The sequence below is a fragment of the Shewanella algidipiscicola genome (assembly GCF_900380485.1).
Lineage (GTDB): Bacteria > Pseudomonadota > Gammaproteobacteria > Enterobacterales > Shewanellaceae > Shewanella > Shewanella algidipiscicola.
Window position 1 is genome coordinate 196,890 of sequence record NZ_OXJV01000018.1, and the last position, 23,455, is coordinate 220,344.

Consider the following 23,455-nt stretch of genomic DNA (forward strand, 5'->3'; position numbering starts at 1 on the left):
CGCTGACATAAAATATCGCTAGCAAAACGCCATACGTACCGCTTGGAATCACCAGCTTATTTTGACCTATCTCAAAATAAGCTACTGCTATTAACTAGCCAATAGTTGCCTAACACAATCGTCACTATGTAGCTTTATCTTTGCTGATGACGAGTGAGCTGGCAAGAAAATGGCTCTCTAACATGTAAACAAACAGCCTGAATGTACCCCTTTAATACTGGGCAAGTATTCAGGCTTTTTCACCTTAAAGCATAATCGAGGCGTATTGCAGTTAGACCCTAAACTGTTGGATCAATCCCTCCAAATTAAGCGACAGCTGCCGCAGCTCCTGACTCGATTGGGATACTTGGCTGGAACCGTCAGATACGCGATTGCTCGCATCACTGATATTGGTAATATTAAAATTCAGCTCTTCAGTTACCGCTGTTTGTTGTTCGGTAGCACTGGCCACCTGAATGGCTATGTCGTTGATACTGCCAATGGCACTGTTAATCTCTTCCATGGCCGAGTGAGCTTTATTTGCCGCTGCCACACTGGTCTGCATCGTACTTTGACTCGATTGCATCGATTGAACCGCTTGGTTTGCGCGCTCTTGTAACACTGCGATGGTATCTTTAATCTCTTGTGCCGATGACTGGGTACGCTGTGCCAGTACCCGGACCTCATCGGCTACCACGGCAAAACCTCGCCCTTGCTCGCCAGCACGTGCAGCTTCTATGGCGGCGTTTAAAGCCAATAGGTTTGTCTGTTCGGTAATATTAGCGATCACATCCAAAATAACGGCTATCGCACTAGTATCTTTCTGTAATAGCTCAATAACGATACTGACCTTGTCGATCTCTTTTGCAGACTCATCTATGGCCATTAGTGTAGAGGAAACGACGTTCTGGCCCTGAATGGTTGCTTGAACCGCATTATTAGCAAACTCGGCCGTTTGATTGGTGTTACGTGAAATCTCTACGGTCGATGACTGTAACTCATTCATCGCTGTGGCAACTTGGGTGACTTCATGGCGCTGCTGTTCCATCCCCAAGGCTGAATCTCTCGCAACATTACCGAGCGCTTCAACAGCGCCTCCCAATTGCACTGAGGAGGTACCAATTTGAGTGATCATCTGTTGAAGTTTCATTCGAGTAGAGGTAAGAACATCAGCCAAGGCACTGTATTCGGCGCTGTTAAACTTTTCTCGCTCAATATTAACGGTTAAATTTCCAATCGAGATCTGAGTGAGCACTTCTGTTGTCGCTTGCAATGGATCAAGAATACGACGAAGAAGAATAATACCCGCCAAGACCATCACCAGAATAAAGATGACAGCGATAACGATGAGACAGACCTTTAGATTATTGATGGCACTGGCGCTGGACTGCTTGGCGTCATTGACTATCTCTGCTTGTTGTTGAGTGAGTGATCTGATGCCAGTTTCTATTCGGTCATAGATTTTCCAAGATGCGGTCGAAGTTAACATATTAGCCGTCTCTTTTGGATCGGCCTTACTATCCATTGTTATAAACTGATCATGCAGTAATATAAATTCGGCAATAGGCTGTTCTAATCTTGCGAGTTGCTCCTGTGTATCGACATTCGCCAGCTTTTTTAACTCGGTTAAGTTTTGCTTGAGTATGACGGCTTCACCCTCAATATATTGAATCGATTCCGAACTCATCTTAGTGCCTAATACACGTCTTAAACTGTAGCCTATTTGCTCTCTCCTTAGAGCCGAACTTGATTGGAGTAGTTGAGCAGCCGCATTGCTGGCAGTATATTCTCGTTCCAATGAGTCTATCTGAGAGCGTACATTTTCTATGTTGTATCCAATCAGGGTCAGACCAATACAGAATATAAACAGCAGTACTGAAAATGTCACAATCAGGAGATGCTTGATGGAACCGTATTTTTTGTTGTCAGTATTCAAGATGCTCAACCTTTAATAAGTACTTAAATTGCAAGTAGATGTATAACGTTCTCCTGTTTAAACCATGCCATACATCTAAAAGGGGGGGAGAGGTCGTATACCTAAATGGAGAATGAACAGAAGAGCAATATTGGTGCCACAGAGGTTTTATTGCGACGTTGAAACGACAAGCGAGAACTGGATCACTTAATCTTGATATTTCGTACTTATTGACCGTTAAATGTCGAGATGAACACGACATTTCAAGGCTGTATCATTAAAAAGCATACCTATGCACTTGGCTCAGTATGAATGTACTGGCGTGTGAATTATCTAATGCCACAAATCTAATAATTCATCAATTGGGGAGAACACCACAGCAATAATGCTGGGTTTTGTACTAGCGCTACAATGCTCAGACGACTTATTATCTAAGGTCATGGTTAAACAGTAAGAGCCGTTTTCAACCACCACCAGTGCAACGGTGACTTGTTGCATATAGCCTTTTTCACCAAAGGTTGATTGCCAATAGGGGCTGGTCTTATCGTTATATGCTGTAGACAATGCACATTGATAATACCAGGTGGAATTGCCAGTTAATTCTGAACTTTGTTGATAATAGGGTTGGGCATAATAAGTTAAAAAACGTTGATAACTGGCTTTAAGTTTAATCACGTAATTGGATGATGCATTACTTGAACTTGGCATTGTCGTGCTGGCGTTTAAAGACATGGCGTTACTGTTAGTTAACGCGGCATTGATATCATCTATGGTTTTATTCCAAGGATACTGACCGTTGGCTGTTTTAAAATCTATGATTGCCTGATTGATATTGCAATCTGGATTTGGTTTAGGCACTACAGGTAAATGATAAAGTATCATGCCATAGTCGGAAGCAAAATTATTGAACTGACTCGGATCATAGTAAATACTGGCACTGCTACTCGAGTTGGCATTATAAATATTCCACAATTGATTAGAATTACTTCCAAGCACTATATTACCTTGCGCAAGCTTTACCTGCTCAGCATCAACATTAATATATTGAGATAATTGTTGATGCCAAAAATTAATCGCTAATTGAGTAACATCACTCGACACTAAGGTACTATCGGAAACTGAATCACAAGGAAAGCTAATTAAAACAAAAATTAACAATCGCATTAACAACTTACTCACTAGCCCAGCCTCCTACTTCAGTGCTAATTAAAAAGGCTTCGCTTTAGCGAAGCCTTTACTTATGGTTGCTAATTTTAAGAGAAACTATTTGCAATTGGTGATTGTAAAATCCCTAATATCTGAGGATTCCCCAAGTCAATTGTAGTTGTAGCAGTAAAGCTACCATCATCATTAAACTCAATATCTGTGGTGCTACCACCACCACCTGAAGCGTTGAAAAATGGCCAAATGCCTGCTTTCGCAGCCGCCTGAATTTCAGTGCGTTCGCTGTTGCTATAAGAAGCACTTGAGGTCATCTTAATAGTAATCCCATCAGCGACCACAATAGACGATGTCGTGCGCTTTAAAAAACCATTGTTACCAAAGGCTTTCTCCCAATTAGTCGAGCTTTGATTGTTCCAAACGGTATTATCTTTAGTGGTATAGGCTTTCGCTAAAGCAGCGCTTTCATACCACGCAGAGTAATCTGATAGCACTGGGTTGTTTGGATCATTGGCCGCCAGCGGTCCAGCCGTAAAGGTAGCCACTTTTTCAAACTGAGCATCTATTTGTAAGCCGGCACGACTCGTTTTGGTGGTGAGTTGGTCATAACTGCCACCACCACCAAACGAAAAGATATCAAAGAAAAATGACGTACGGCCATTTGCCCAGGTATGCTCAACGTCACTACTGGCGGTTTGGCTGTTCATACTGAAAGATTTGCTTGCCCCCCCAGCTAATGCAGACTTCATTGCATCAACTGTTTTATTCCAAGCATACCGACCTTTGGCCGAGGCAAACTTGTTAACGGCAATACTAATTGGATTGATATAGATGTTTGTCAACCCTGTTACACAACCTGCTTGACCTGGGGCATTTCTCATTGCCCATGAGTTAAACAAATCTGAAATCCCTTGAGCATCCCAAGTTTTAGGCTCGTGATCGCTAAAATAGCTGGTCCATTTACTGTAATAGTCACCCATACAATTTTGGAAGCTTGAGGTTGAACTTGGCACCAGAGCCTCCAAAATCAACCCATAATCAGAGGCAAAGTTATTCACTTGGCTTGGATTATAGTAATTGTTAATCGATGCAGGTGGCACCGCGTTAAACAAATTCCACATTTCCTGAGAGGTATTCATTGCTGAATTTGGTCCCTGGTAAAGTTGAAATTGATCTGGCGATAAACCTAAACCGGTGACAACAGCGTTATACCACTGTGCGGTTAGCATATCCATTGCTTGATTAACTGACGTAGTTTCGCTTCTTTCTAGAATAGCAGTATCTGAAGACATAATAATATCCATATTAAGTTAGCTAAATAGTATCAACTCTTCATGCATGAAAAAACTTTCACAACAATGAATCTCATTCAATTACAAAGAGTTACAATCGCTAAGATCCGAAAGAAAGATAGGTCTTCAACTTCAATGTCTATCCATTCCTTTGGGTATTGCCTGCTCCTAGCATACTAAATATAGCAACGGACATTGAGAAGTAAAGCATGCTCTATCACGCCCTCGGCTTCATCGAAGTGATAGCCGGAAAACAAGCCACATCAAGTAACCAACGGAAAAGGCACCGTAGATACCTCGTATTACATAAGTTCCTTGTCTCCGAATCACAAATTGTTAGGGCACTATATTCGACAGCATTGGCGAATTGAAAATAGCCAACATTACATTTTAGATGTTGTTTTTAAAGAGGATAACTGTAAGCGTCTAGCAAAAGGCACATACCTTTCACCAAGCGGCTGATTTATGTTGTTCCTCTATTCTTTATTGGGGGATGGGTTCAGCGACAACTTATCTGTATGCTCCTAATGCCTTGCATATTAAGTACTTTTCATGGCCGCCTTGACGTAGACATCGAAGCGGTTTTTCTTGGTGGCGATAACCGTGCTAGGTTTGACGCCGTCTAAGTCCTCGGCGTAGTCGGGGCGTTTAACCACCACCCGTTTGGTGGCTAAGGCCATCGCAGGAGCAAGCAAACCGTCGGCATCGAGATCGGCGCCAACTAAAGATTGAAACACCCGCATCTCTTTTTTCACTAAGGCCGATTTTTCACGGTGGGGATACATGGGGTCAAGGTAGACAACATCCACCTGGTACCCTAACTCTGCCAAAGTCGTTAAACTTGAACCATGCACTAAATGCATGCGTTCTTGTATCCACGGGCCAATATCGGCATCTTGATAGGCACGGCGTAAACCATCTTCGAGTAGCGCCGCGACCACAGGGTTACGTTCAATCATAGTCACACTGCAACCCAGGCTTGCCAGCACAAAGGCATCACGCCCAAGACCTGCGGTACCATCGACCACACTCGGCGTCACGCCCTGTTTAAGCCCAACGGCTTTGGCGATTGATTGACCACGGCCACCACCAAACTTACGACGATGAGCAGCAGCGCCAGAAACAAAATCTACCACTATCCCTTTTAACTTGGGTTCATCGCGCTTATTGAGCACGAGACAATCATGCTCAAATACCAACTCAAACAAGGAGTCCTTATCAAACACCAGCCCCCAGCGCTCACAAATGGCTTCGAGGGTCGGATAATGGCGATTGAAAAACACGCCGATACTTGGGGCTTGGTCTGATTCTGAAGTCACGATAGCTCGATGGTTAAGGAAATAGCGGCTTTATTATGCCAGAGGCATGATGCCTTATAAAAGCAAAGATACTACTGGGTAAGAAATCCATTTCTTCATCGCAATACGCCTGACGCTGATAATGTCTAAAAAAAACTAAAAAAAACTAAAAACCCTCTCAAAATCCTGAATATATGGGTAAACAACTAGCTGTTCACATTGTCGGCTTCCAGATTCAGGCACACTTTTGCCGCAGTCGCGAACCATAATCACGACGCTTATAAAGACCAAAGTGAGATGAGAAATGATGAAAACCATACGACTTAAAAAGCTAGGCTACTTAACTCTGATAAGTAGTTTATCTCTGGGCCTTGTCGCCTGTTCCGATGGCGAAGATGGCAAGCCAGGTGAAAACGGGAAACCGTCAAATAACGTCAGCACACAAGCCAATACCCTGTCGATCACTATCGACAATACCAGTGTGATCGATAACCGACTGAGCATCGACTTTTCGGCAGAAAACGAATATGCCGTGCCAGTGATAAAAATTGCGGCATTAAAAGTTTACGCTAGCCAATTACAGCCCCAAGCAGAAGGTGAACGCTCCCAGTGGCAAACGCTGGCCAGCGAAAGCTGCTCTGAGACTAAAGGTTGTGACGGGATACTCGTCGATAATCTCGATGGCAGTTACCGCTATACCATGCACGCACCATTAGCCCAAGGTGAGACCAGCTTTAATGACGATTTCACCCAGCGAGTTCAACTGAATATTCTCGCGAGTGCGGCTGTCCCCGCCACCACGACAATTGTCGATTTCAACACCGACGGTTCCGACATTGAGGACAATCGCAGCATCATAGATGCGGCGAACTGCTTAAACTGTCACGATGCGATTGCAGACATTAAACATGGCGGCGATAACCTCGAAAGCTGCGCCAGTTGTCACACCAATAATAAGATGTCAGATCCGGGCAAAGTATGGCCGGTACTCGCTCATACCGCTCACATTGGCGTGACGCCACAAGCTCTAGGTAGCTGCACCGCTTGCCACAGCAAAACAGTAAGCGAGCAACAGCCACAGGCCATTAATTGGTACCAAGTCCCTACCCGTGAAACCTGCTCTAGCTGTCACGATATGAGCAGCAATGAGGTGTACAATCACGACTCGCAACTCGATAACAGCAACTGCTTAACCTGCCATGCGCCAGATCGCACCTACGAGGTGCATATGGGCAACCATGAAAAAGCGGTCACTGAAGATCAGCGCAATATTGTCAATGTCGATCTGCGCGACGCCAAATTAGTGCAGCAAGGTGGTCAACACTTTGCTGAAATTAGCTTTGCCTTGCTCGACAAGCAGGGACAAGAAATCGCGATCACCGACAATAACCCAGCCAATGCCGATTGGATTAAAAACCTGCAGCTGTATGTCAATTGGGGCGCATCTGTCGATTTTACCAGCAGCCGGGGTTACACCATTTATGTTAAAAGTAACAAGAAAGACATTACCCAAGATGGTAGCGGTAATACCCCAGCAGGTGAACGTGAACGTACGCCGCTATATCGCAGCGAAGGTAATGTTTATACTTATTTAATGGGGCCTATTGTCACGCAAGACCAATTCTCGGGTGACTTGATTGATGATTCTGGCTTTATCTCTAATCGCCTTATCTACTGTTTTGATGAGCAACAAAACTTAGTGAGCTGCGATCAAGCTGGACACAGTAAAAATGCCGAGGCCAATAAACGTTGGTTCTTTAACAAAGCAGGCTTAACCGATGCGCCAGAGGCTAAGCGCCCAGCCATAGTGTCAAATAAGACCTGCGGTAGCTGTCATGGCTATGATGAGTTTAATGATAACTCTGAACTGGCCTGTCGCGGTTGTCATGCACAAGTCACCGATATCAACAAAGAGCTGGCCGACACGACTTGCTTCTCTGGTCACGACCATGACGAATTAGGTGAACACTTACGTCCGTTTAAGCCGCGGGCTATGGCTGTTAAAGGTAAACCGGGCTTCTTAAGCTCTACTGCAGATATCGTCGATCCCTGTTTGGCTTGCCACAACCCAAACACACCACCGACGCAGGCGATCCGTGAAATGCATACCAAACCTAGCGATTGGGATTATATTGAGCAGCTCACCGTTAGCCATCCTGATCACAAAGTGTGGATGCACTCGCTGCATACCAACCAACGCGTGACACAAGATCGTGCTAACGGTGTGCGCAACGTCGAATATCCTGCTGATAAAGCAAACTGTTATCGCTGCCACGAAGGTGATACCTTCGGCGTTGATCGCTTAACGGCTATCGGCCGCCCACTGGCACTCGATTTAGACTACAACCCTGACTCGAGAGCCCACCCCGCAACGGATATCAGCGTCGATGCTTATACCTCACCAGTGTCTGCTACCTGTTATGCCTGCCACGCTAAACAGCCAAATAGTGACGGTGAAATGGTCATTAACAAGTCAGTGCGTGCTCATATGGAACAAAACGGCGGCCGTTTTGGGGTAAGCGCTAACGAGCTGCAGGTTGAGTCTTGCGCCGTTTGTCACTCGATAGACAACCTAAAACAGGTGCATAACTTGTAACGTTCAGCTTTCCCTGCAAGGAAATTAATGCCGCTCAACGTTACACGCTGGGCGGCATTAACCCATGAAACACTGAGCTTGATCATACTTCAAAAGTAAACATTTCCTCGTTAATCCTCACCGCCTTATACTGTGAAGGTGAGCCCCTGTAGAGAGTTTCCGTGCAATTAACCCCAGAGTTGAGACTAAACGTTGCGCAGCAACAATTATACAATCGCCATACGTTCTCCTGTATTGATCTTAGCTATGCCGAGACAGCCATACTGCAGCAATTGCTGAGCCAGCAAGGTGAGCTTGTGACCAAAGACGCGCTCATGCAGGTCGGGTGGCCAAATCGTGTGGTCGCACCGTCTTCACTACAACAATGCATTAGTATGTTGCGCAAAAAACTCGCCGATCAGCCAAACATAGAGCTCAAAACGGTTCCACGCCATGGTTATCTGTTACAGCTACCTCACCAGCCTTCAGTCACTAAGCCTTTGGCGAGACCCTCTATCCCTATGCTATTGGCGGTGGCATTACTGTGTAGCGTGATACTGGGCTATCTGGCTTATACTCAGCAGCAACCACAACTACACGCCTATCAAGAACGGGGGTTAATCAGTACATTAAGTGGTGTTCAGGGGAGCTTTACGCTATTAACCTCGGTTGGTGACAACACCATTGACAACGATATGGCCACACAACGCTTGCATCAGCAACTGCTTGACCAGCCCAGCTCGCCGCCACCATTTAACACCTTTCATGGCTTAGCCCTGTTCAGCGCCAACCGTGACAGTATTGCAATATGCCCCAACTACCAAGAGGGTCAATGCCCAGGCAACCAACTGATCAATATTAGCGGCGATGCCGAGCGTGCCGGACACTTAGCCCTGTCAGATTTCATGAGCACTAAAATTAGAATGGAGCAAAAAACCTATAACAAATTAGCCATCCCTGAGTTGCAGCAACATCAAGGCCAACTTAAAGAACAGATGTATCATGGGGATCTCTATTTTTCGGTGCAAGATAACCGCTTGGTTCGCAGCGATATTCGCATCTCTTTAGTCGAAATATCAGCCGATCAGGGTATTTTTTATTTTGCAGCATGCATAACAGACGAAGATTGTTATTCAACACCCACTCGTTACGAGATCCGTGGTCACTTTAGTCGCAGCAGCGAAACCTGGCCGCAACGCCGCGTCGAACGTTATGACATCAGTATCAATAACACCGAGTTATCGTCACCTACTGCGCTAACAGACACAGCGCAACGCATCTACTTAGCCCTGCGTAAACAGCATCTCACTCAAAAAGCACTGACGTTTTATCGACTCTATCAAGACGACGGCACGGCGATATGGCAATTGCCATTGGCGGGAGATAACTTAGTCTGGATGCAGCGCCATACCTTGCAATTATGATCCCCCTGCGGAGTTGTATATAATGATGCTCCAATGACTCACCACCGATTAAGATCTTTCATGCTAAGTTATCGCCACGGTTACCACGCCGGAAATTATGCAGATGTGCTTAAGCACAGCCTGTTGCTGCAAACCCTTAAGTTGATGCATAAGAAAAATAAACCTATGGTGTATATCGATACCCATGCGGGTGCCGGTGGTTATGCCCTTTCGGATGAGTTTGCGCAAAAAACCGGTGAGTACTTAGCTGGTGTGGCTAAATTGTGGGACAAGGACGACCTGCCACCGCCGCTGCAAGATTACATCAACGATGTTAAGCATTTTAACGGTACTGCTGATCTTGAGTTATACCCAGGCTCACCCTCGTTTGTCGATATGAACCTACGTGAAAACGATCGTATGGTGCTGCATGAACTGCATAGCGCCGACTTTCTGACCCTAGATGAGCAATTAGGCGCAGATAAAAAAATCAAGGTGATTAAGGGTGATGGTCTGCAAGGTTTGATAGCTGCTGTGCCGCCACTGGAGCGCCGCGCTGTGGTATTAATCGATCCTAGCTATGAGATGAAAAGCGATTATCAAGAGGTGGCCAAGGCGGTGATTCAGGCCCATAAACGCTTCGCTACTGGCGTGTACATGATCTGGTATCCCGTGGTGAATCGTGCACAAACCGAGTCGATGTTTGAGTTATTAAAGCAAAGTGGTATCCGTCGTCAGCTGCGTATCGAACAAGCCATTAAGGCCGACAGCGATGAGTTTGGCATGACAGCCGCCGGTCTATGGGTCATTAACCCGCCGTGGCAGCTCGATGAGCTGGCGCAAACCACACTCGATTATCTTGGCCCATTGCTAAACCAAGGTGGCGGCAGTACGCAAGTCATCTGGGAAGTGGGTGAATAATCCCTAAGCCATCATAGCGATAGAGCACACCACCGGGCGTGTTCTATCACCTTTACGCTCACGCTCTAAATACAAATTTGCATCTACCGATATCAGCTTATCGCTGAGCTACGCCCATGACTTAGAGCATCAGCGCTGCGCCCCTAGTCGATACCCCACTTAGATTATCCGACTCTTATGCAAATCGCTTATCAGAGCGTACGGTAAGCGGGTCTAGTCCTTGCTCATACCAGCCATCTTTGGTCTGTTTAATGTTATCAAAGGATTGAATATAGGGTTTGATATCCAAAATGGGGGTAGCGTCTAATAGATCCACTCCGCGCACAACAATACGGTTAGCTTCAATGCGAACAATCTCGACAATCGACAGGCCAATCGCGTTGGGACGCTTGGGTGAGCGCGTAGCAAAAATACCCCGCGGCTGATCATCTAGAAACGGAGTCACCTTAAGCTTATAACCGGCCGCTTTATGGATATGAAACACCACATAGATATGCGAAAATTCTTCGAGATCATCTAACCCCTCAACATACTCTTCATTGATGATAAGCTCGGCAATATCTTGAGATATGCCGGCACCCTGCACTGGCACATTTTCTATCTGTTTGAAGGGCGTCTTGGCATAACCTATTGGGGAATATGTGATCATAATGCTCTCTTCTCGGCTCCTGTCTTATCCATCATCGCGGATCATGTCAGTTTAATTAGTGGGACTGCGCCAAATCGGCTGCGGTCATACTAACGCCTTTTATTTGGGCAAACAGCGACAGACCTGGCTTTATGGCTAAGTCATCACAGGCCCAACACGTCACATTAGCCCATAATGTATGCCCCGCCAGATCCAATTTAACTTGCCTGTGGTTATCCTCATCGCGCTGCTGCACCTCAATTACGCTAACGGGCACGATATTGCGAATACTGGTCTGCTGCGGCCGAATGCGACACAAGGAGATATGATTAGCATGAATTCGTACCCGAAGTTTTGCGCCGCATTGCAACGAGACGCTGTTCACCCACAGGCTCACATCATCGCTCAGGGTGACCCGAGTCATCGAGTAGTTTTGGTTGACTTCGGCAACGCTCACCTCTAACAGCGAACTTTGTTCTTGCGCCGATAACCAAGGTCGCATCTGCTCACTATTCCATACTTGTTGCAATGAGCCTTTGGCGATCACTCGTCCATTTTCCAACACCAACATATGCTCGGCCAGTTGCAAAATCTCATCTAGGCTGTGGCTAACATACACGATAGGTAAGTCTAAATTTTTCGCTAAATCGATTAAGTAAGGAATGAGTTCCCGTTTACGTGGCAGATCGAGCGAAGCCAATGGTTCATCCATCAATAACATCTTAGGCTTGGTCAGCAGCGCACGGCCAATCGCCACCCGCTGCTTTTCACCGCCCGAGAGTCCAAGGGGATAACGTTTTAACAGTGGCGCTAGCCCCAACAACTGCACCACCTTGGTAAAATGGGCCACATCTTTGTCACGGCAACCATAATTAAGATTGCCGCGCACACTGTAATGGGGAAATAAGCGCGCCTCTTGAAAAACATAGCCGATACCACGCCGCTCTGGCGGCAGATTGATACCCTGCTGCCGACTAAATAGCGTCTGATTGTTTAAGCATATCTCGCCGCTATCGGGTGTCGACAAGCCACCAAGTACATTGATTAACGAGGTTTTTCCTGCACCACTACGACCAAAGATTGCCGTAATTCCGCTCATGGGAAGCTGCGCCGCTACCGCGAGAGATAGATCGCCCAGCTGTTTATTAATATTGATAGTTAACATGTTGCCGATACTCGCCGCTGCGCTTTTTGCGTCAACCATTGAGAGATGATCAATGACAGTAACGCAATAATAATGGCGATAACACACAGCCGAGCCGCCTGACTCTCGGCGCCGGGGGTCTCGATAAATGAGTACATCGCCAGTGGAATAGTGCGAGTCTCTCCTGGAATATTAGAGACGAAGGTAATGGTTGAGCCAAACTCCCCTAGGCTGCGAGCGAAAGCCAGTACCATGCCAGAGATGATCCCCGGCGCCGTTAGAGGCAAAGTTATGGTCATAAATACCCTTAAGGGACTACTTCCTAGGGTTCTGGCGGCCTGCTCTAGCCGCACGTCGACATGCTCAAACGCCTGACGAATCGCCCGCACCATTAACGGAAAAGAGACAATGGCGGCCGCCAATGCAGCGCCGCGCCAATTGAAGCTAAAACTGATACCAAACCATTCAAAAAGACGCTCACCAATAACCCCTTTACGCCCCATAGAGATCAACAGTAGATAACCGATAACCACAGGCGGTAACACCAACGGCAGGTGAATGACGCTGTCAAACAAGGCCTTACCCGGAAACTCCACGCGCGCTAAGAGCCAAGCACAGCCAATGCCCAAGGGCAGGCTAAATAGCACTGCCACTCCAGAGACTTTGAGACTGAGTAATAGCGCGGCGGTCTCATATTCTGTCAATATCACTGTGCAACCTTGAATCCATATTGACTAAAAATGGCTTTCGCTGCGGGTGATTGTAGATAGTGATAAAAAGCGTTAGCGCCAGCGCTAGGCTGCTTATCCACCAAAGCCAATGGGTATTCTATCGGCTTATGGCTATCTGCTGGGAAGGTGCCCACTAAGGCCACGGCATCAGACTGTGATGCATCTGTCGCATACACTATGCCCAAGGGCGCTTCTGCGCGCTCAACCAGAGCTAACGCACCGCGCACGCTATTGGCACGAGCCAGCAGTGGCTCGGCTTGCGACCATAAATGTAGATAGCTTAATGCCTGCTTAGCATAGCGTCCTGCCGGTACATGATCGGGATCGCCCACCGCCAGTCTACCGCCTTGTAAGCTTTCTACGAGTGGCCACTTGGCATCGATATTAATAGGGGCTGAGTTGGCGCTGCTAGGCGCGATCAACACTAAACTGTTTTTTAGCAGAGTGACCTTAGACTCAGTATTTACCGCGTCATTATCAATAAGGTAGTCCATCCATTTTTGATTAGCTGACAGGTAAACCTGCGCAGGGGCGCCTTGGGCTATCTGGCGTGCCAGTGTCGATGACGAGGCAAAAGAAAACACTGTCTGAGTATCATTTTGCTGATCAAACTTTTGCCCCACCTCGGTCAGTGCATTCGTTAGCGAGGCGGCCGCAAACACGGTGACTTTCTCTTGGGCAACACAGGTAAAACTGGCCGCGACAACCACCATGCCGCTGGCCATCAACTTTAAACCTGACCAATACTTGTTAACGCTCATTTCAATGCTCCTAATACCAATCGATATGTAGTTAAATATACAACGAAACCGATATATACAGGGTTACATATCGAATGACAAGTAATCTACGCAAAGAAGGTGAGCTAAGTAGTCTTTTGTCGGCGAATAGGCGACAATTACCTCCTAGTTCTCTAGTGGTGATACCCAATGGATTTACAAGCACAGTTAACCCTGTCTATTGCCGATAAAGCAGTAGCTAACCCTAAACGAATCAAGCTGTTAAAGCAGATCGACGTAACAGGATCTATTAGCCAAGGGGCTAAGCTAGCGGGGCTAAGCTACAAAGCCGCGTGGGATGCCGTTAATGACATGAATCATCGCCTGTCGGATGCTGTGGTCGTCAGTGAAAAAGGCGGCAAAGGGGGCGGTGGTGCTCGTTTAACCCCTTTTGGAGAACGGTTAGTACAGGTTTACGCCCTAACCGAACAGATGCAGGAGATGGTGTTAGAGGCGCTACTCGATCAGCAGGTGCCAATGCAAAGCCTGCTCGATGTCATGGCGCATTTTTCATTAAAAACTAGCGCCAGAAACCAGATAAGCGCCAAGATCTGTGCTATTGAGTCTTGTGAACTCAATGACAGAATCACGCTTAAGACCTCAGCAGGCCAAACGGTCTTTGCCACTGTGACTCATAGCAGTACTTGCCGACTTGGTTTGACCATGGCTCAATCTGTATTGCTATTGTTCAAGGCACCTCTGGTTGATTTATCGACTACTTTTGTGGTGTCGAGCAGCGACAACCAACTCGAGGGTGAAGTCATCGCAATAAAAACCAATGGCAATTCTTTCGAAGTGAGCCTAGATATTGGCACACCTGAGCCGCTCTACGCTTCAATAACCCGCCAACGAGCCGATGAGATTAAACTGAGCCAAGGTCAACGGCTCTACGGCGTCTTTAAACCTGAACAAGTGATCATTGCTAGCATGAGCTAACGAGCCAAACTTAACGACTCAAGGTTAAATGGGCCTATCAAGGCACCTTATTAAAATAGAAAGAAAATAAATATCAAAAATTTACATAAAATCTGGACGACTTAAATCACTTTGATTATTGGCGACAAGCCAAAACATATGGTTAACCATTAAAAGGGTTGGCAGGGGGTGCCTTGATGATAGATTATCTGCCAGCGATCGACGGCATACTTCCACAGTGATGTGCGCAGCGAGTAACGTTTATCCAGTGCATTGATTGGTTTAAAGCTGGCGCGGTATGTCAGCTGAGCGATATCCTCACTTAGCTGACGAAACTGAATATCGATCACGGTAAATTTAGGGCTGTTTTCTTCGGGCAGCCGCAACAACACCTCGGTTTTGCCAAAACTTATCCCCATGGCACCTATCTCTAAAAAATCATCGTGGATCAAGCGATCGAGTGTCGATGCACTATGGCGAACTTCGGGGTTAAGTAGGGCGAATTCGAGTTCAATAATCGACTGTTTTAACATGGTCGTTACCCGAGTTGTTGATAGCGCTTAAGTAAAATTTTGACCCTTTTGACATAGGCTCGGGTTTCCGGATATGGCGGAATACCTTGATATTGGCTAACGGTCGTCGGCCCTGCATTATAGGCGGCGCAGGCAAGATCAATATCGCCATCGAATCTAGCTAACATCTGAGCCAAATAGCGCGCCCCACCGTCGATATTTTGGTCCGGACGGTAAGGGTTATTCACACCCAGCTCTTTGGCTGTCGCTGGCATTAGCTGCATCAACCCCATGGCGCCACTGCGTGACAAGGCAAAGACATTAAAGGCTGACTCGGCATGAATTACCGCTCGAATCAAGGCCGGATCAAGCCCATGTTCGCTTGCGGCGCGCTCAATCAACTCATCGTAATCGGCACTAAACAGGGGGATTCTTTGCCAGTCTAATGTTGAGTCGCTCTGGCAGGCAAAACAGTCGTACAGCAGCACCCTAAAATCGCTACTGCCAGGAGCATGATCAGCAAACGCTACCACCCCATTATTCTGCGTGTATTGATAAACCTTAATCTTCTCCGCGGGAGTGTCGATAGTAACCGGCGCATCACTATGACTGAGGATCCCCGGTTTCGAATAGGCCGCCTTGTAATAGGGTTTACTGGCAGTCTCCTGCGCCCATCCCCCCGCACTCGCTGTCAGTAACGATAACACGGCATAACAAGCTAAAAGTGGCAAACCCCAAGGCGCACGTTTCATTACAATCCAATATCTTGATCGAGTTTAAGTACCTCAATCATAGCAAACAGCTGCTTCATCTCGCGGTTTATTTGACTAAACTCATGTTCAAATGTTGCCCCGTTAAATATCGAGCCTAATTCGAAGCGATTTTCATTACTCTCCAACATGATCAGTAGCTTATTTTCATAAAAAGCGCACTGTATTCTGCCCGAAAACATCGCAGCCAATTCCTGTAAGCGCTCCATAAAGCTGACCGTCAGCAGATATCTTGCTTCGATTTGATTAGAAGAAAACACATCAAACTGCTGCTCAAAACGGGGATCTTCAAGCTTAACCCGCTCAAGGTTTTTAAAGGAACTTGACAGGAAGTTAACCAAGCCTCCACGGTTTTTAACCACCACAGTATGGCCCTTAAATGCCTTATGACTGCTCAGCAATACCATGACACCGCGAAACACAGTCACAGTTTCAGTGCGTTTATCACGACGTACTTTTTTAGTGAGGGTCAGCTCATTGACGGCGATCTCGACCCCGTTATGCGTGCCCTGCACATAATCATCAAACAAGGCGTTGTCATGACCGGGCAGGAGTTTAGAGCGCTTGAGTAATGGCATACTCATTTTTTGGCTAGGGCTAAAGATAAAATCATCACCAAAATATTTAAATATTTTAGGAAAAACCTGTTGCTTTACATCACTGTGGTAGCGACTTATCGGTCTATAACACCACCATGCTAGCACCACTATCGGTAGCAATAATAGCCACCAAGCCTCCAGGTTATAGTGCTGCGCCCCAAAGAAAAGTCCCACTGGTACTAATGCTGCCATTACAGCCGCGCTGATATAGAGTCGCCGCCTTAATGACGTAAGACTGACGACGCGATGACTCTCAAACTTGCGCGTTAATGGCTCGATATGTTGCTGATAATGCGCCTTAAACTGAGCGAGTTCCTCTTTGGGCGCGACTAAACGCTGGGACTGGTGCACCGATTTTATCGGCGCACCAAAAATAAAGCTAAATACGTTCATCTTTGTGATCTAATGCTAGGTCGTTATCGGAATTGATTACAAATAATCGGCGGCATCCACTGGCGCTTTCGAGGCCTCATCGGCTTCATAAAATGGCATCACTTTAACATTAGCCATAGACGCAATGATTGAGCCGGGGAAGACTTCAACCGCGGTATTTAGCTCAGACACAGCAGCATTATAGAAACGGCGAGCCGCCGAAATATGTTCTTCCACCTCGTTATACGTCTGCATAGCTTGCAGCATAGTATTGTCCGATTTGAGCTCTGGGTAGTTTTCAACATTCACCATTAATTGGCCCATCTTAGTATTAAGTTGTTCAGCCTTAGCGAGATGCTGTTTAATCGCTTGGGGATCATTGTTGTCATAACCTGCAGTCACTTGCGTGCGCAGCTCGGTCAGCTCGGTTAATAATGACTGCTCATGCTCCATAAACTTTTTAGCGATCTTGAGGATATTGGGTACTAAGTTAGCCCGTTTCTTCAATTGTACATCGATGCCCGATAATGCCTCGCGTGACGCATTGCGTTTTTTGATCAGGCTGACGTACCAAAGGTAGACAATAATGACCACTATCCCTAATGCTAACAATAAACCTTCCATTCACTCTCCCTTGCCATCGTCCTGGCATATTATGTTTTACTCATCTTTAATCAGCCTGCACTATTATCATTCCAACCAGCAGACACGGTGCAATAGCAGCAGGCATCACCTTCACCAGTCGATGTTATATTGCCAGCGATTAATCAACAGACCATACAATATCAAACTGATACTTATTTAAACCATTTGCAATCAAGCATGACTAAATACGCACTACGTTACTACCTAAACCCGAGATTATCCAGCCTACCGCCCTAATTTAACATCAAATCAACAAAAATCTTAAGTAAACCCTATCCGGATAAATATAACCTTTAATAAACAATAACTAATGTGAAGAGATATCGATGACGATCGCGATGTGAAATGGCATTGCTGGGCGACACCTAAACGCCAGTTTAACGACCAGTCTCTCTCGGCTCTGTTTTTGTTGCTACCAAGCGCTGCCAATAACCTTATAGCGGTTCAGCTTAGGTACAGTATGTAGGCGCTATAGTCATTGTCATTGACCTCACTTGACCTTGTGGGTTAATCACAGCTTTTATCCCTTACCTTCCCCAATGTAAGGGATTTTTTTGCCCGAAATGCATCGCACCAGCACAGCAAAACTCTCACCACAAGATAAACGCCGTACATGGCGAGAGTCAGCTTTTGCCGCGAGGGGCATTAAGTTCATTTGTTGCTTATTCAGCTTAGATACAGGATTAACGCGTTATGCTTTAATTCCCCCAACACCACCTCCGTTGGCAAGGGGCAATCATCACTTTTTAGCCCGCATCCCCAAAGAGCGGGCCTTTTTTTATCTATACGCCCGCACCCCATCACCTACCGATTTAAGTTTCAGTTAAAAGTCTTGCTTCATCATAGAAACATTGCGACACCAAACATAACAAAATAACAACTTAGGGCACAAAGATGTCCATAATGAAGGAAAGTACATGAGTCTTGATCAACAAGATGACTTAGAGAGTCGTACAACGGCTACCGAACAGCCATTGCAGCAAAGCGGATTATTTGTCCGTTTTTTAAATATCGTCGAACGCCTTGGTAATTTACTCCCCCATCCCATCACTTTATTTGCTCTATTCTGCCTCGCCGTCATCGTCATTAGTGGTATTGCTGGCTATTTTGAACTCACAGTCACAGATCCCCGCCCAGAAGGTGCACCAGGACGCAGTGCCGATGGCTTGATCCATGTCGTCAGCTTAATGAATGGCGAAGGTTTGCGAATGATAGTCTCGAATCTGGTGACGAACTTTACTGGCTTTACTCCGCTGGGTACTGTATTGGTGGCCTTGCTTGGGGTGGGCATTGCAGAGCGTTCAGGGCTGCTATCGGCGGCCATGCGTTCACTGGTCATGGGGGCTTCAAAGCGCTTAGTTACCTTAACCATAGTGTTTGCCGGTATCGTGTCAAATACCGCTTCCGAGCTGGGTTATGTGGTGCTTATCCCTATGGCGGCCTTGATTTTTCACTCCTTAGGCCGTCACCCTTTGGCCGGACTTGCTGCCGCATTTGCTGGGGTATCTGGCGGTTATAGTGCCAACCTGTTGCTGGGGACGGTCGATCCCTTGTTGTCGGGCATCACTGAAGCCGCGGCGCAGATGATTGATCCTGAGTATTTAGTTGGCCCAGAGGTGAATTGGTATTTCATGTTTGTGTCGACTTTTGTGATCACCGCTTTAGGGGCATTCGTCACCGAAAAAATTGTCGAACCTAAACTGGGGAAATACGATGCTAGCGAAGCCAGTATCGACCTAGGCGCACAAAAAATGGATGGCGTCAGCGCAGTAGAAAAACGTGGTCTTAAGGCCGCAGCCATCACCACTGTGGTGCTAGGTGCCATCTTAGCCTTGACCATAGTGCCGGAAAACGAGCCACTGCGTCACCCTGAAACAGGCTTAGTGGCAGGGTCGCCTTTCCTTAAAGGGATCGTCGCCTTTATCTTTATCTGCTTTGCCATTCCGGGCTTGGTATACGGCAAGGTGGTGGGCACCATGAAGCGCGACAAAGATGTGATTGACGCCATGTCTCACAGCATGAGCACCATGGGCATGTATATTGTGCTGGTGTTTTTTGCCTCGCAATTTGTGGCCTTTTTTAAATGGACCAATCTAGGTGCTGTATTGGCGGTTACTGGGGCCGATGCCTTAAATGCCGTTGGTCTTACTGGACCGCTGGTATTTTTGCTGTTTATTATGATGTGTGGGTTTATCAACCTGATGCTGGGCAGCGCATCGGCGCAGTGGGCGGTGACCGCTCCGATTTTTGTGCCTATGTTAATGTTGGTTGGTTATGCCCCTGAAACCATTCAGGCGGCTTACCGAATAGGCGATTCGGTCACTAATCTTATTACCCCTATGATGAGCTATTTCGGGCTTATCTTGGCAGTTGCCTCTCAGTATAAGAAAAACTTAGGCATAGGCACCTTAGTCGCCACCATGTTGCCTTACTCTATCGTGTTTTTTATTGGGTGGACCTGCTTCTTCTTTATCTGGGTATTTGCCTTAGGCTTACCCGTTGGCCCAGGTGCGGCGACCTACTATACGCCTTAATGGCTCAGCCTGTAGACCAACACGCCGGAGCCCATCCGGCGTGTTGTTATCATACGCTCACAAGAGTGTTTTTATCACATCTATCACCGACAACACCCGCTGTGGTAATGCCGACTTTCGTGTGTAACACAAATAGATAGGCTCGCTCACGGGGACAGATAAAGCATGCACCTTTATTAGCTCAGGCCGCGTAAACGCGTCAACCGCATAGGCTGGCAACACGGTAAAGCCTAAGCCACGACTCACCGGCTCGAGGATCTGGCTTATCTGGTTAGAAAAGCCGCGCGTTGACAAGGGCTCACTGTATTCAAACTCAGGATAATTGGCACCTAACAACAAACTGGCATGGTGCGCGCCATCGGGATGATCGATAAACCCCAACTGGGTTAAGCTTGCCCAAGTTAACGAGGGCGACTGCGCTGGCGTCACCAGTAGTAATGACTCCTGCCCCACCTTGTGACTGTGTACTTCGCTTAAGGTCGGTTGCCGTGTCATTAAGCCAATATCACTATCGAATTGGGCAATTGCCTGCTCAACCCCTGAGTTAGAGGTAAAGCGATAATCGAGCACCAGCTGAGGATGCTGCTGCTGTAAATCGAGTAGATCGGCATACAGCTTTAACCCCATGCTACCGGGCGACGTAACCCGCACTACGCCCGCAAAGGGAGGGTCTTGGCGAACAGCCTGTTGCAGCTGCTGCAGCGCCTGCAATATGCCGCCCCCCTGTTGGTAGAGAGTTTGCCCTGCGTCGGTCAGTGAAAACTGCTTGCCCTCACGCACTAACAACTGTGTGTCCAGCTGCTCTTCTAATTTACGCACATGCTGGCTGACGCCAGATTGAGTCATGTGCAAGCGCTCGGCGGTACGGGTGAAATGCCCTAATTCCACCAAGGTGCAAAAACTTCGTAGCCAGATGGGGTTTATCATCACAAAATGTAATCAAGTTTTCAGATGTTGATAACCTTACATTATTTGGCGTAATTTGTAAGCTACGCCTCAATGTCGCCTTGCAATAGAGCGCGCCTACACCTTGAATGTCTGATACAAAAATGCCAACCCGTAAAGGTTGGCACTTTTATCTAACACATTGATATTATGCTTTAATGCCCGAATGTCTCAATAGGGCGTCAATCTTGGGTTCGCGGCCCATAAAACGTTTAAATAAGGTCATTGGCTCTAAGCTGCCGCCCATCTCTAAGATGTTTTCTAAAAAGCTACGTCCGGTTGCCGCATTGAAGATCCCCTCCTCCTCGAAACGAGAAAACGCATCGGCCGATAGCACTTCGGCCCACTTGTAGCTGTAGTAACCTGCTGCATAGCCTCCCGCAAAAATATGCGCAAAACCATGTTGAAAGCGGTTAAAGTCGGCTGTGGGTACCACGGCCACTTGGCGTCTAACCTCATCGAGTTTGGCTTGAATTTGCGCCCCCACTTGCGGGTCATACTCATGGTGCAAACGAAAATCAAACAGCGAAAACTCCAACTGACGTAACATCATCATGCCCGATTGGAAGTTTTTCGCCGCCAGCATTTTATCGAGCAGCGCCTTAGGCAGTGGCTCACCCGTTTCAAAATGACCTGAAATTTGGGCTAAGGCTTCCTCTTCGTAACACCAGTTTTCCATAAATTGACTCGGCAACTCCACCGCATCCCAAGGTACTCCGTTGATCCCGGACACTCCGGCCACATCAATTTGAGTCAACATATGGTGAATACCATGGCCAAACTCGTGGAACAGGGTCGTCACTTCATCGTGGGTAAACAGCGCAGGCTTACCCGCCACAGGGGCGTTAAAGTTACACGTTAAAAAGGCCACCGGATGCTGCAAACCATTAGCAGTTTGACGTCGTACACGACAATCATTCATCCAAGCGCCGCCACGTTTACCTTCTCTGGCATACAGATCTAAGTAAAAGCTGCCCCTGTGCTGGCCTTGCGCATCGTTTATGGTGAAAAAACGCACATCGTTATGCCAAGTATCAAATTCGGTTTGCTCTTCAACGGTTAAACCAAACAAACGCGAGACGGTATAGAACAGCCCAGACAGCACGCGGTCTTCAGGAAAATAGGGGCGCAACAACTCCTGTGATATCTCATATCTGTGGTGCTTAAGTTTTTCAGCGTAATAGGTGAGATCCCAGGGTGCGAGCTCGCTCACGCCATACTGCTGCTTAGCAAACTCTGTCAATTCGGCTAATTCGGCTTCACCTTGGGCTTTTGAGCGTGTTGCCAACTCTTCTAAGAAGTCGATCACCTGTTGTGGCGACTGCGCCATCTTGGTGGCCAGCGACTTTTCGGCATAGCTGTTAAAGCCCAGCAGCTGTGCTAGCTCGTGGCGTAACGCCAGGATCTCATCCATCAGCGGGCCGTTATCAAATTCACCGGCATTCTGGCCTTGATCCGATGCCCGCGTGACAAACGCGGTATAGCACTCTTGGCGCAGTTGACGGTTATCGCTGTAAGTCATCACAGGCAGATAAGAGGGGTAATCTAAGGTAAATAACCAGCCCTGTTGCCCTTTGGCTTCTGCCATGGCTTGGGCGGCAGCAATGGCCGACTCTGGCAGGCCGGCAAGCTCGGTCTCATCGGTGATCAATTTGCTCCACGCCTGCGTCGCATCGAGCAGCTGATTAGAGAAGCGACTGGTTAGCTCAGATAAACGCTTAACCAATTTGCCATATTGTTGTTTATCATCATCGCTCAATCCTACGCCTGACAACTCAAAATCACGCAGGCTATGCTCGATACTGGTTTGCTGCGCCTGACTCAAGTTAGCAAATTCCGGCGATTCCTTAAGTGATTTATACGCCTGATACAGGCCTTGATGCTGGCCGACATAGGTGCCGTATTCAGACAACAGCGGCAAGCAAGCATCATGGGCAGCGCGCCATTCGTCGGTGCTTAACACCGCATTCATATGCGATATTGGCGACCAAATTTGGCTGAGCTCATCATCGACTTGCTCTAGCGGCGCAACAAAATTATCCCAGGTATATGGGCCACCAGAGGCCAATACTTCATCGATTTTACGACGACACTGTTCAATCCCATGCTCGACGGCTGGCTGAATATGCTCAGGTTTAATATGCGAAAAAAGCGGTAATTCCGCTTTGCTTAGCAAAGGATTGCTCATGTTATTTCCTCTAAAAATCGACAGATATACTTCACTAGATATGGGCGATGGGCGCGTGATTCAAGCCGCGGGAGCAAAACGCATACAAAAAGGCGCACCACACTCGCTCCCTAGCAGCCGACACACATCTATATTGTGATCTCGTTTGA

19 protein-coding genes and 1 pseudogene are annotated in these 23,455 nt (G+C 47.1%); 6 read left to right on the forward strand and 14 right to left on the reverse strand.

Annotated features, from left to right (window positions below):
• Nucleotides 1-271 precede the first annotated feature (271 nt).
• The 3 genes from DN599_RS14745 to DN599_RS14755 all read right to left on the reverse strand — a co-directional run bounded on the left by DN599_RS14745 (nucleotide 272) and on the right by DN599_RS14755 (nucleotide 4,347).
• Nucleotides 272-1,666 carry a methyl-accepting chemotaxis protein gene (locus tag DN599_RS14745; RefSeq protein ID WP_239473319.1) on the reverse strand — a complete coding sequence of 465 codons (1,395 nt, stop codon included), beginning with the start codon at nucleotides 1,664-1,666 and terminating at the stop codon, nucleotides 272-274.
• Nucleotides 1,667-2,227: 561 nt separating this feature from the next.
• Nucleotides 2,228-3,073, reverse strand: coding sequence for a hypothetical protein (locus DN599_RS14750; RefSeq protein ID WP_110458344.1), 846 nt, complete (start codon nucleotides 3,071-3,073; stop codon nucleotides 2,228-2,230).
• 74 nt (nucleotides 3,074-3,147) lie between these two features.
• Nucleotides 3,148-4,347 carry a hypothetical protein gene (locus DN599_RS14755; protein ID WP_162599221.1) on the reverse strand — a complete coding sequence of 400 codons (1,200 nt, stop codon included), beginning with the start codon at nucleotides 4,345-4,347 and terminating at the stop codon, nucleotides 3,148-3,150.
• 261 nt (nucleotides 4,348-4,608) lie between these two features.
• On the opposite strand from DN599_RS14755, the pseudogene DN599_RS14760 reads away from it, so the two are divergent.
• Nucleotides 4,609-4,761, forward strand: a pseudogene (locus DN599_RS14760) (ISAs1 family transposase); the annotation flags it as partial.
• Nucleotides 4,762-4,886: 125 nt separating this feature from the next.
• Here DN599_RS14760 and DN599_RS14765 read toward each other — a convergent pair.
• Nucleotides 4,887-5,636, reverse strand: a complete 750-nt coding sequence (locus DN599_RS14765; RefSeq protein WP_239473327.1) for a class I SAM-dependent methyltransferase — start codon at nucleotides 5,634-5,636, stop codon at nucleotides 4,887-4,889.
• A gap of 313 nt (nucleotides 5,637-5,949) precedes the next feature.
• Between DN599_RS14765 and DN599_RS14770 the strand changes: the two genes are divergently transcribed.
• From DN599_RS14770 to DN599_RS14780, 3 genes are all read left to right on the forward strand, one after another.
• Nucleotides 5,950-8,241: an OmcA/MtrC family decaheme c-type cytochrome gene (locus DN599_RS14770; protein ID WP_110458347.1), complete on the forward strand. Its 2,292-nt coding sequence runs from the start codon at nucleotides 5,950-5,952 to the stop codon at nucleotides 8,239-8,241.
• A 161-nt stretch (nucleotides 8,242-8,402) separates the two neighbouring features.
• A complete protein-coding gene (locus DN599_RS14775; protein ID WP_110458348.1) occupies nucleotides 8,403-9,644 on the forward strand; it encodes a winged helix-turn-helix domain-containing protein in 1,242 nt (413 codons plus the stop codon).
• A gap of 60 nt (nucleotides 9,645-9,704) precedes the next feature.
• The gene (locus tag DN599_RS14780) at nucleotides 9,705-10,544 is read left to right on the forward strand and encodes a 23S rRNA (adenine(2030)-N(6))-methyltransferase RlmJ (protein WP_110458349.1); all 840 of its coding nucleotides are present in this window, start codon (nucleotides 9,705-9,707) and stop codon (nucleotides 10,542-10,544) included.
• 175 nt (nucleotides 10,545-10,719) lie between these two features.
• Here DN599_RS14780 and tsaA read toward each other — a convergent pair whose 3' ends face one another.
• Genes tsaA through modA form a run of 4 tightly spaced genes read right to left on the reverse strand, consistent with a single transcriptional unit; the run spans nucleotide 10,720 to nucleotide 13,772 of the window.
• A complete protein-coding gene (tsaA, locus tag DN599_RS14785) occupies nucleotides 10,720-11,193 on the reverse strand; it encodes a tRNA (N6-threonylcarbamoyladenosine(37)-N6)-methyltransferase TrmO (RefSeq protein ID WP_110458350.1) in 474 nt (157 codons plus the stop codon).
• Nucleotides 11,194-11,248: 55 nt separating this feature from the next.
• Nucleotides 11,249-12,337 carry a molybdenum ABC transporter ATP-binding protein ModC gene (modC, locus tag DN599_RS14790; protein WP_110458351.1) on the reverse strand — a complete coding sequence of 363 codons (1,089 nt, stop codon included), beginning with the start codon at nucleotides 12,335-12,337 and terminating at the stop codon, nucleotides 11,249-11,251.
• Nucleotides 12,331-13,023, reverse strand: a complete 693-nt coding sequence (modB, locus tag DN599_RS14795) for a molybdate ABC transporter permease subunit (RefSeq protein ID WP_110458471.1) — start codon at nucleotides 13,021-13,023, stop codon at nucleotides 12,331-12,333. Before modB ends, modC begins: the two co-directional genes overlap by 7 nt.
• Complete coding sequence (gene modA, locus DN599_RS14800; protein WP_420820877.1) at nucleotides 13,023-13,772, reverse strand: molybdate ABC transporter substrate-binding protein; 750 nt, start codon at nucleotides 13,770-13,772, stop codon at nucleotides 13,023-13,025. The genes modB and modA overlap by 1 nt, the downstream gene beginning before the upstream one ends.
• A gap of 204 nt (nucleotides 13,773-13,976) precedes the next feature.
• Here modA and DN599_RS14805 point away from each other — a divergent pair, with 204 nt between their 5' ends.
• Nucleotides 13,977-14,762 carry a TOBE domain-containing protein gene (locus tag DN599_RS14805; protein ID WP_110458353.1) on the forward strand — a complete coding sequence of 262 codons (786 nt, stop codon included), beginning with the start codon at nucleotides 13,977-13,979 and terminating at the stop codon, nucleotides 14,760-14,762.
• 149 nt (nucleotides 14,763-14,911) lie between these two features.
• Here DN599_RS14805 and DN599_RS14810 read toward each other — a convergent pair whose 3' ends face one another.
• Genes DN599_RS14810 through DN599_RS14825 form a run of 4 tightly spaced genes read right to left on the reverse strand, consistent with a single transcriptional unit; the run spans nucleotide 14,912 to nucleotide 17,618 of the window.
• Nucleotides 14,912-15,274, reverse strand: coding sequence for a nuclear transport factor 2 family protein (locus DN599_RS14810; protein WP_110458354.1), 363 nt, complete (start codon nucleotides 15,272-15,274; stop codon nucleotides 14,912-14,914).
• A 5-nt stretch (nucleotides 15,275-15,279) separates the two neighbouring features.
• Entirely contained in the window at nucleotides 15,280-16,005 is a 726-nt protein-coding gene (locus DN599_RS14815) for a lytic transglycosylase domain-containing protein (protein ID WP_110458355.1), read from the reverse strand.
• On the reverse strand, nucleotides 16,005-17,015 hold the full coding sequence (locus DN599_RS14820) for a DUF3137 domain-containing protein (RefSeq protein ID WP_110458356.1): 1,011 nt from the start codon (nucleotides 17,013-17,015) through the stop codon (nucleotides 16,005-16,007). The genes DN599_RS14815 and DN599_RS14820 overlap by 1 nt, the downstream gene beginning before the upstream one ends.
• Nucleotides 17,016-17,051: 36 nt before the next feature.
• Nucleotides 17,052-17,618, reverse strand: coding sequence for a LemA family protein (locus DN599_RS14825; protein ID WP_110458357.1), 567 nt, complete (start codon nucleotides 17,616-17,618; stop codon nucleotides 17,052-17,054).
• 938 nt (nucleotides 17,619-18,556) lie between these two features.
• Between DN599_RS14825 and DN599_RS14830 the strand changes: the two genes are divergently transcribed.
• A complete protein-coding gene (locus tag DN599_RS14830) occupies nucleotides 18,557-20,173 on the forward strand; it encodes an AbgT family transporter (RefSeq protein ID WP_110458358.1) in 1,617 nt (538 codons plus the stop codon).
• Nucleotides 20,174-20,230: 57 nt separating this feature from the next.
• Here DN599_RS14830 and DN599_RS14835 read toward each other — a convergent pair whose 3' ends face one another.
• A complete protein-coding gene (locus tag DN599_RS14835; RefSeq protein WP_110458359.1) occupies nucleotides 20,231-21,100 on the reverse strand; it encodes a LysR family transcriptional regulator in 870 nt (289 codons plus the stop codon).
• Between the two features lie 166 nt (nucleotides 21,101-21,266).
• Complete coding sequence (gene prlC / locus DN599_RS14840) at nucleotides 21,267-23,306, reverse strand: oligopeptidase A (RefSeq protein ID WP_110458360.1); 2,040 nt, start codon at nucleotides 23,304-23,306, stop codon at nucleotides 21,267-21,269.
• Nucleotides 23,307-23,455: the final 149 nt, after the last annotated feature.

What these genes read in the sequence shown, in the direction of transcription:
- DN599_RS14745 (WP_239473319.1), bottom strand. Translation starts at nt 1,666, where the DNA reads ATGAGTTCGGAATCGATTCAATATATTGAGGGTGAAGCCGTCATACTC.
- DN599_RS14755 (WP_162599221.1), bottom strand. Translation starts at nt 4,347, where the DNA reads ATGTCTTCAGATACTGCTATTCTAGAAAGAAGCGAAACTACGTCAGTT.
- DN599_RS14770 (WP_110458347.1), top strand. Translation starts at nt 5,950, where the DNA reads ATGATGAAAACCATACGACTTAAAAAGCTAGGCTACTTAACTCTGATA.
- DN599_RS14780 (WP_110458349.1), top strand. Translation starts at nt 9,705, where the DNA reads ATGCTAAGTTATCGCCACGGTTACCACGCCGGAAATTATGCAGATGTG.
- tsaA (WP_110458350.1), bottom strand. Translation starts at nt 11,193, where the DNA reads ATGATCACATATTCCCCAATAGGTTATGCCAAGACGCCCTTCAAACAG.
- modC (WP_110458351.1), bottom strand. Translation starts at nt 12,337, where the DNA reads ATGTTAACTATCAATATTAATAAACAGCTGGGCGATCTATCTCTCGCG.
- modA (WP_420820877.1), bottom strand. Translation starts at nt 13,772, where the DNA reads ATGGCCAGCGGCATGGTGGTTGTCGCGGCCAGTTTTACCTGTGTTGCC.
- DN599_RS14805 (WP_110458353.1), top strand. Translation starts at nt 13,977, where the DNA reads ATGGATTTACAAGCACAGTTAACCCTGTCTATTGCCGATAAAGCAGTA.
- DN599_RS14810 (WP_110458354.1), bottom strand. Translation starts at nt 15,274, where the DNA reads ATGTTAAAACAGTCGATTATTGAACTCGAATTCGCCCTACTTAACCCC.
- DN599_RS14815 (WP_110458355.1), bottom strand. Translation starts at nt 16,005, where the DNA reads ATGAAACGTGCGCCTTGGGGTTTGCCACTTTTAGCTTGTTATGCCGTG.
- DN599_RS14820 (WP_110458356.1), bottom strand. Translation starts at nt 17,015, where the DNA reads ATGAACGTATTTAGCTTTATTTTTGGTGCGCCGATAAAATCGGTGCAC.
- DN599_RS14825 (WP_110458357.1), bottom strand. Translation starts at nt 17,618, where the DNA reads ATGGAAGGTTTATTGTTAGCATTAGGGATAGTGGTCATTATTGTCTAC.
- DN599_RS14830 (WP_110458358.1), top strand. Translation starts at nt 18,557, where the DNA reads ATGAGTCTTGATCAACAAGATGACTTAGAGAGTCGTACAACGGCTACC.
- DN599_RS14835 (WP_110458359.1), bottom strand. Translation starts at nt 21,100, where the DNA reads ATGATAAACCCCATCTGGCTACGAAGTTTTTGCACCTTGGTGGAATTA.
- prlC (WP_110458360.1), bottom strand. Translation starts at nt 23,306, where the DNA reads ATGAGCAATCCTTTGCTAAGCAAAGCGGAATTACCGCTTTTTTCGCAT.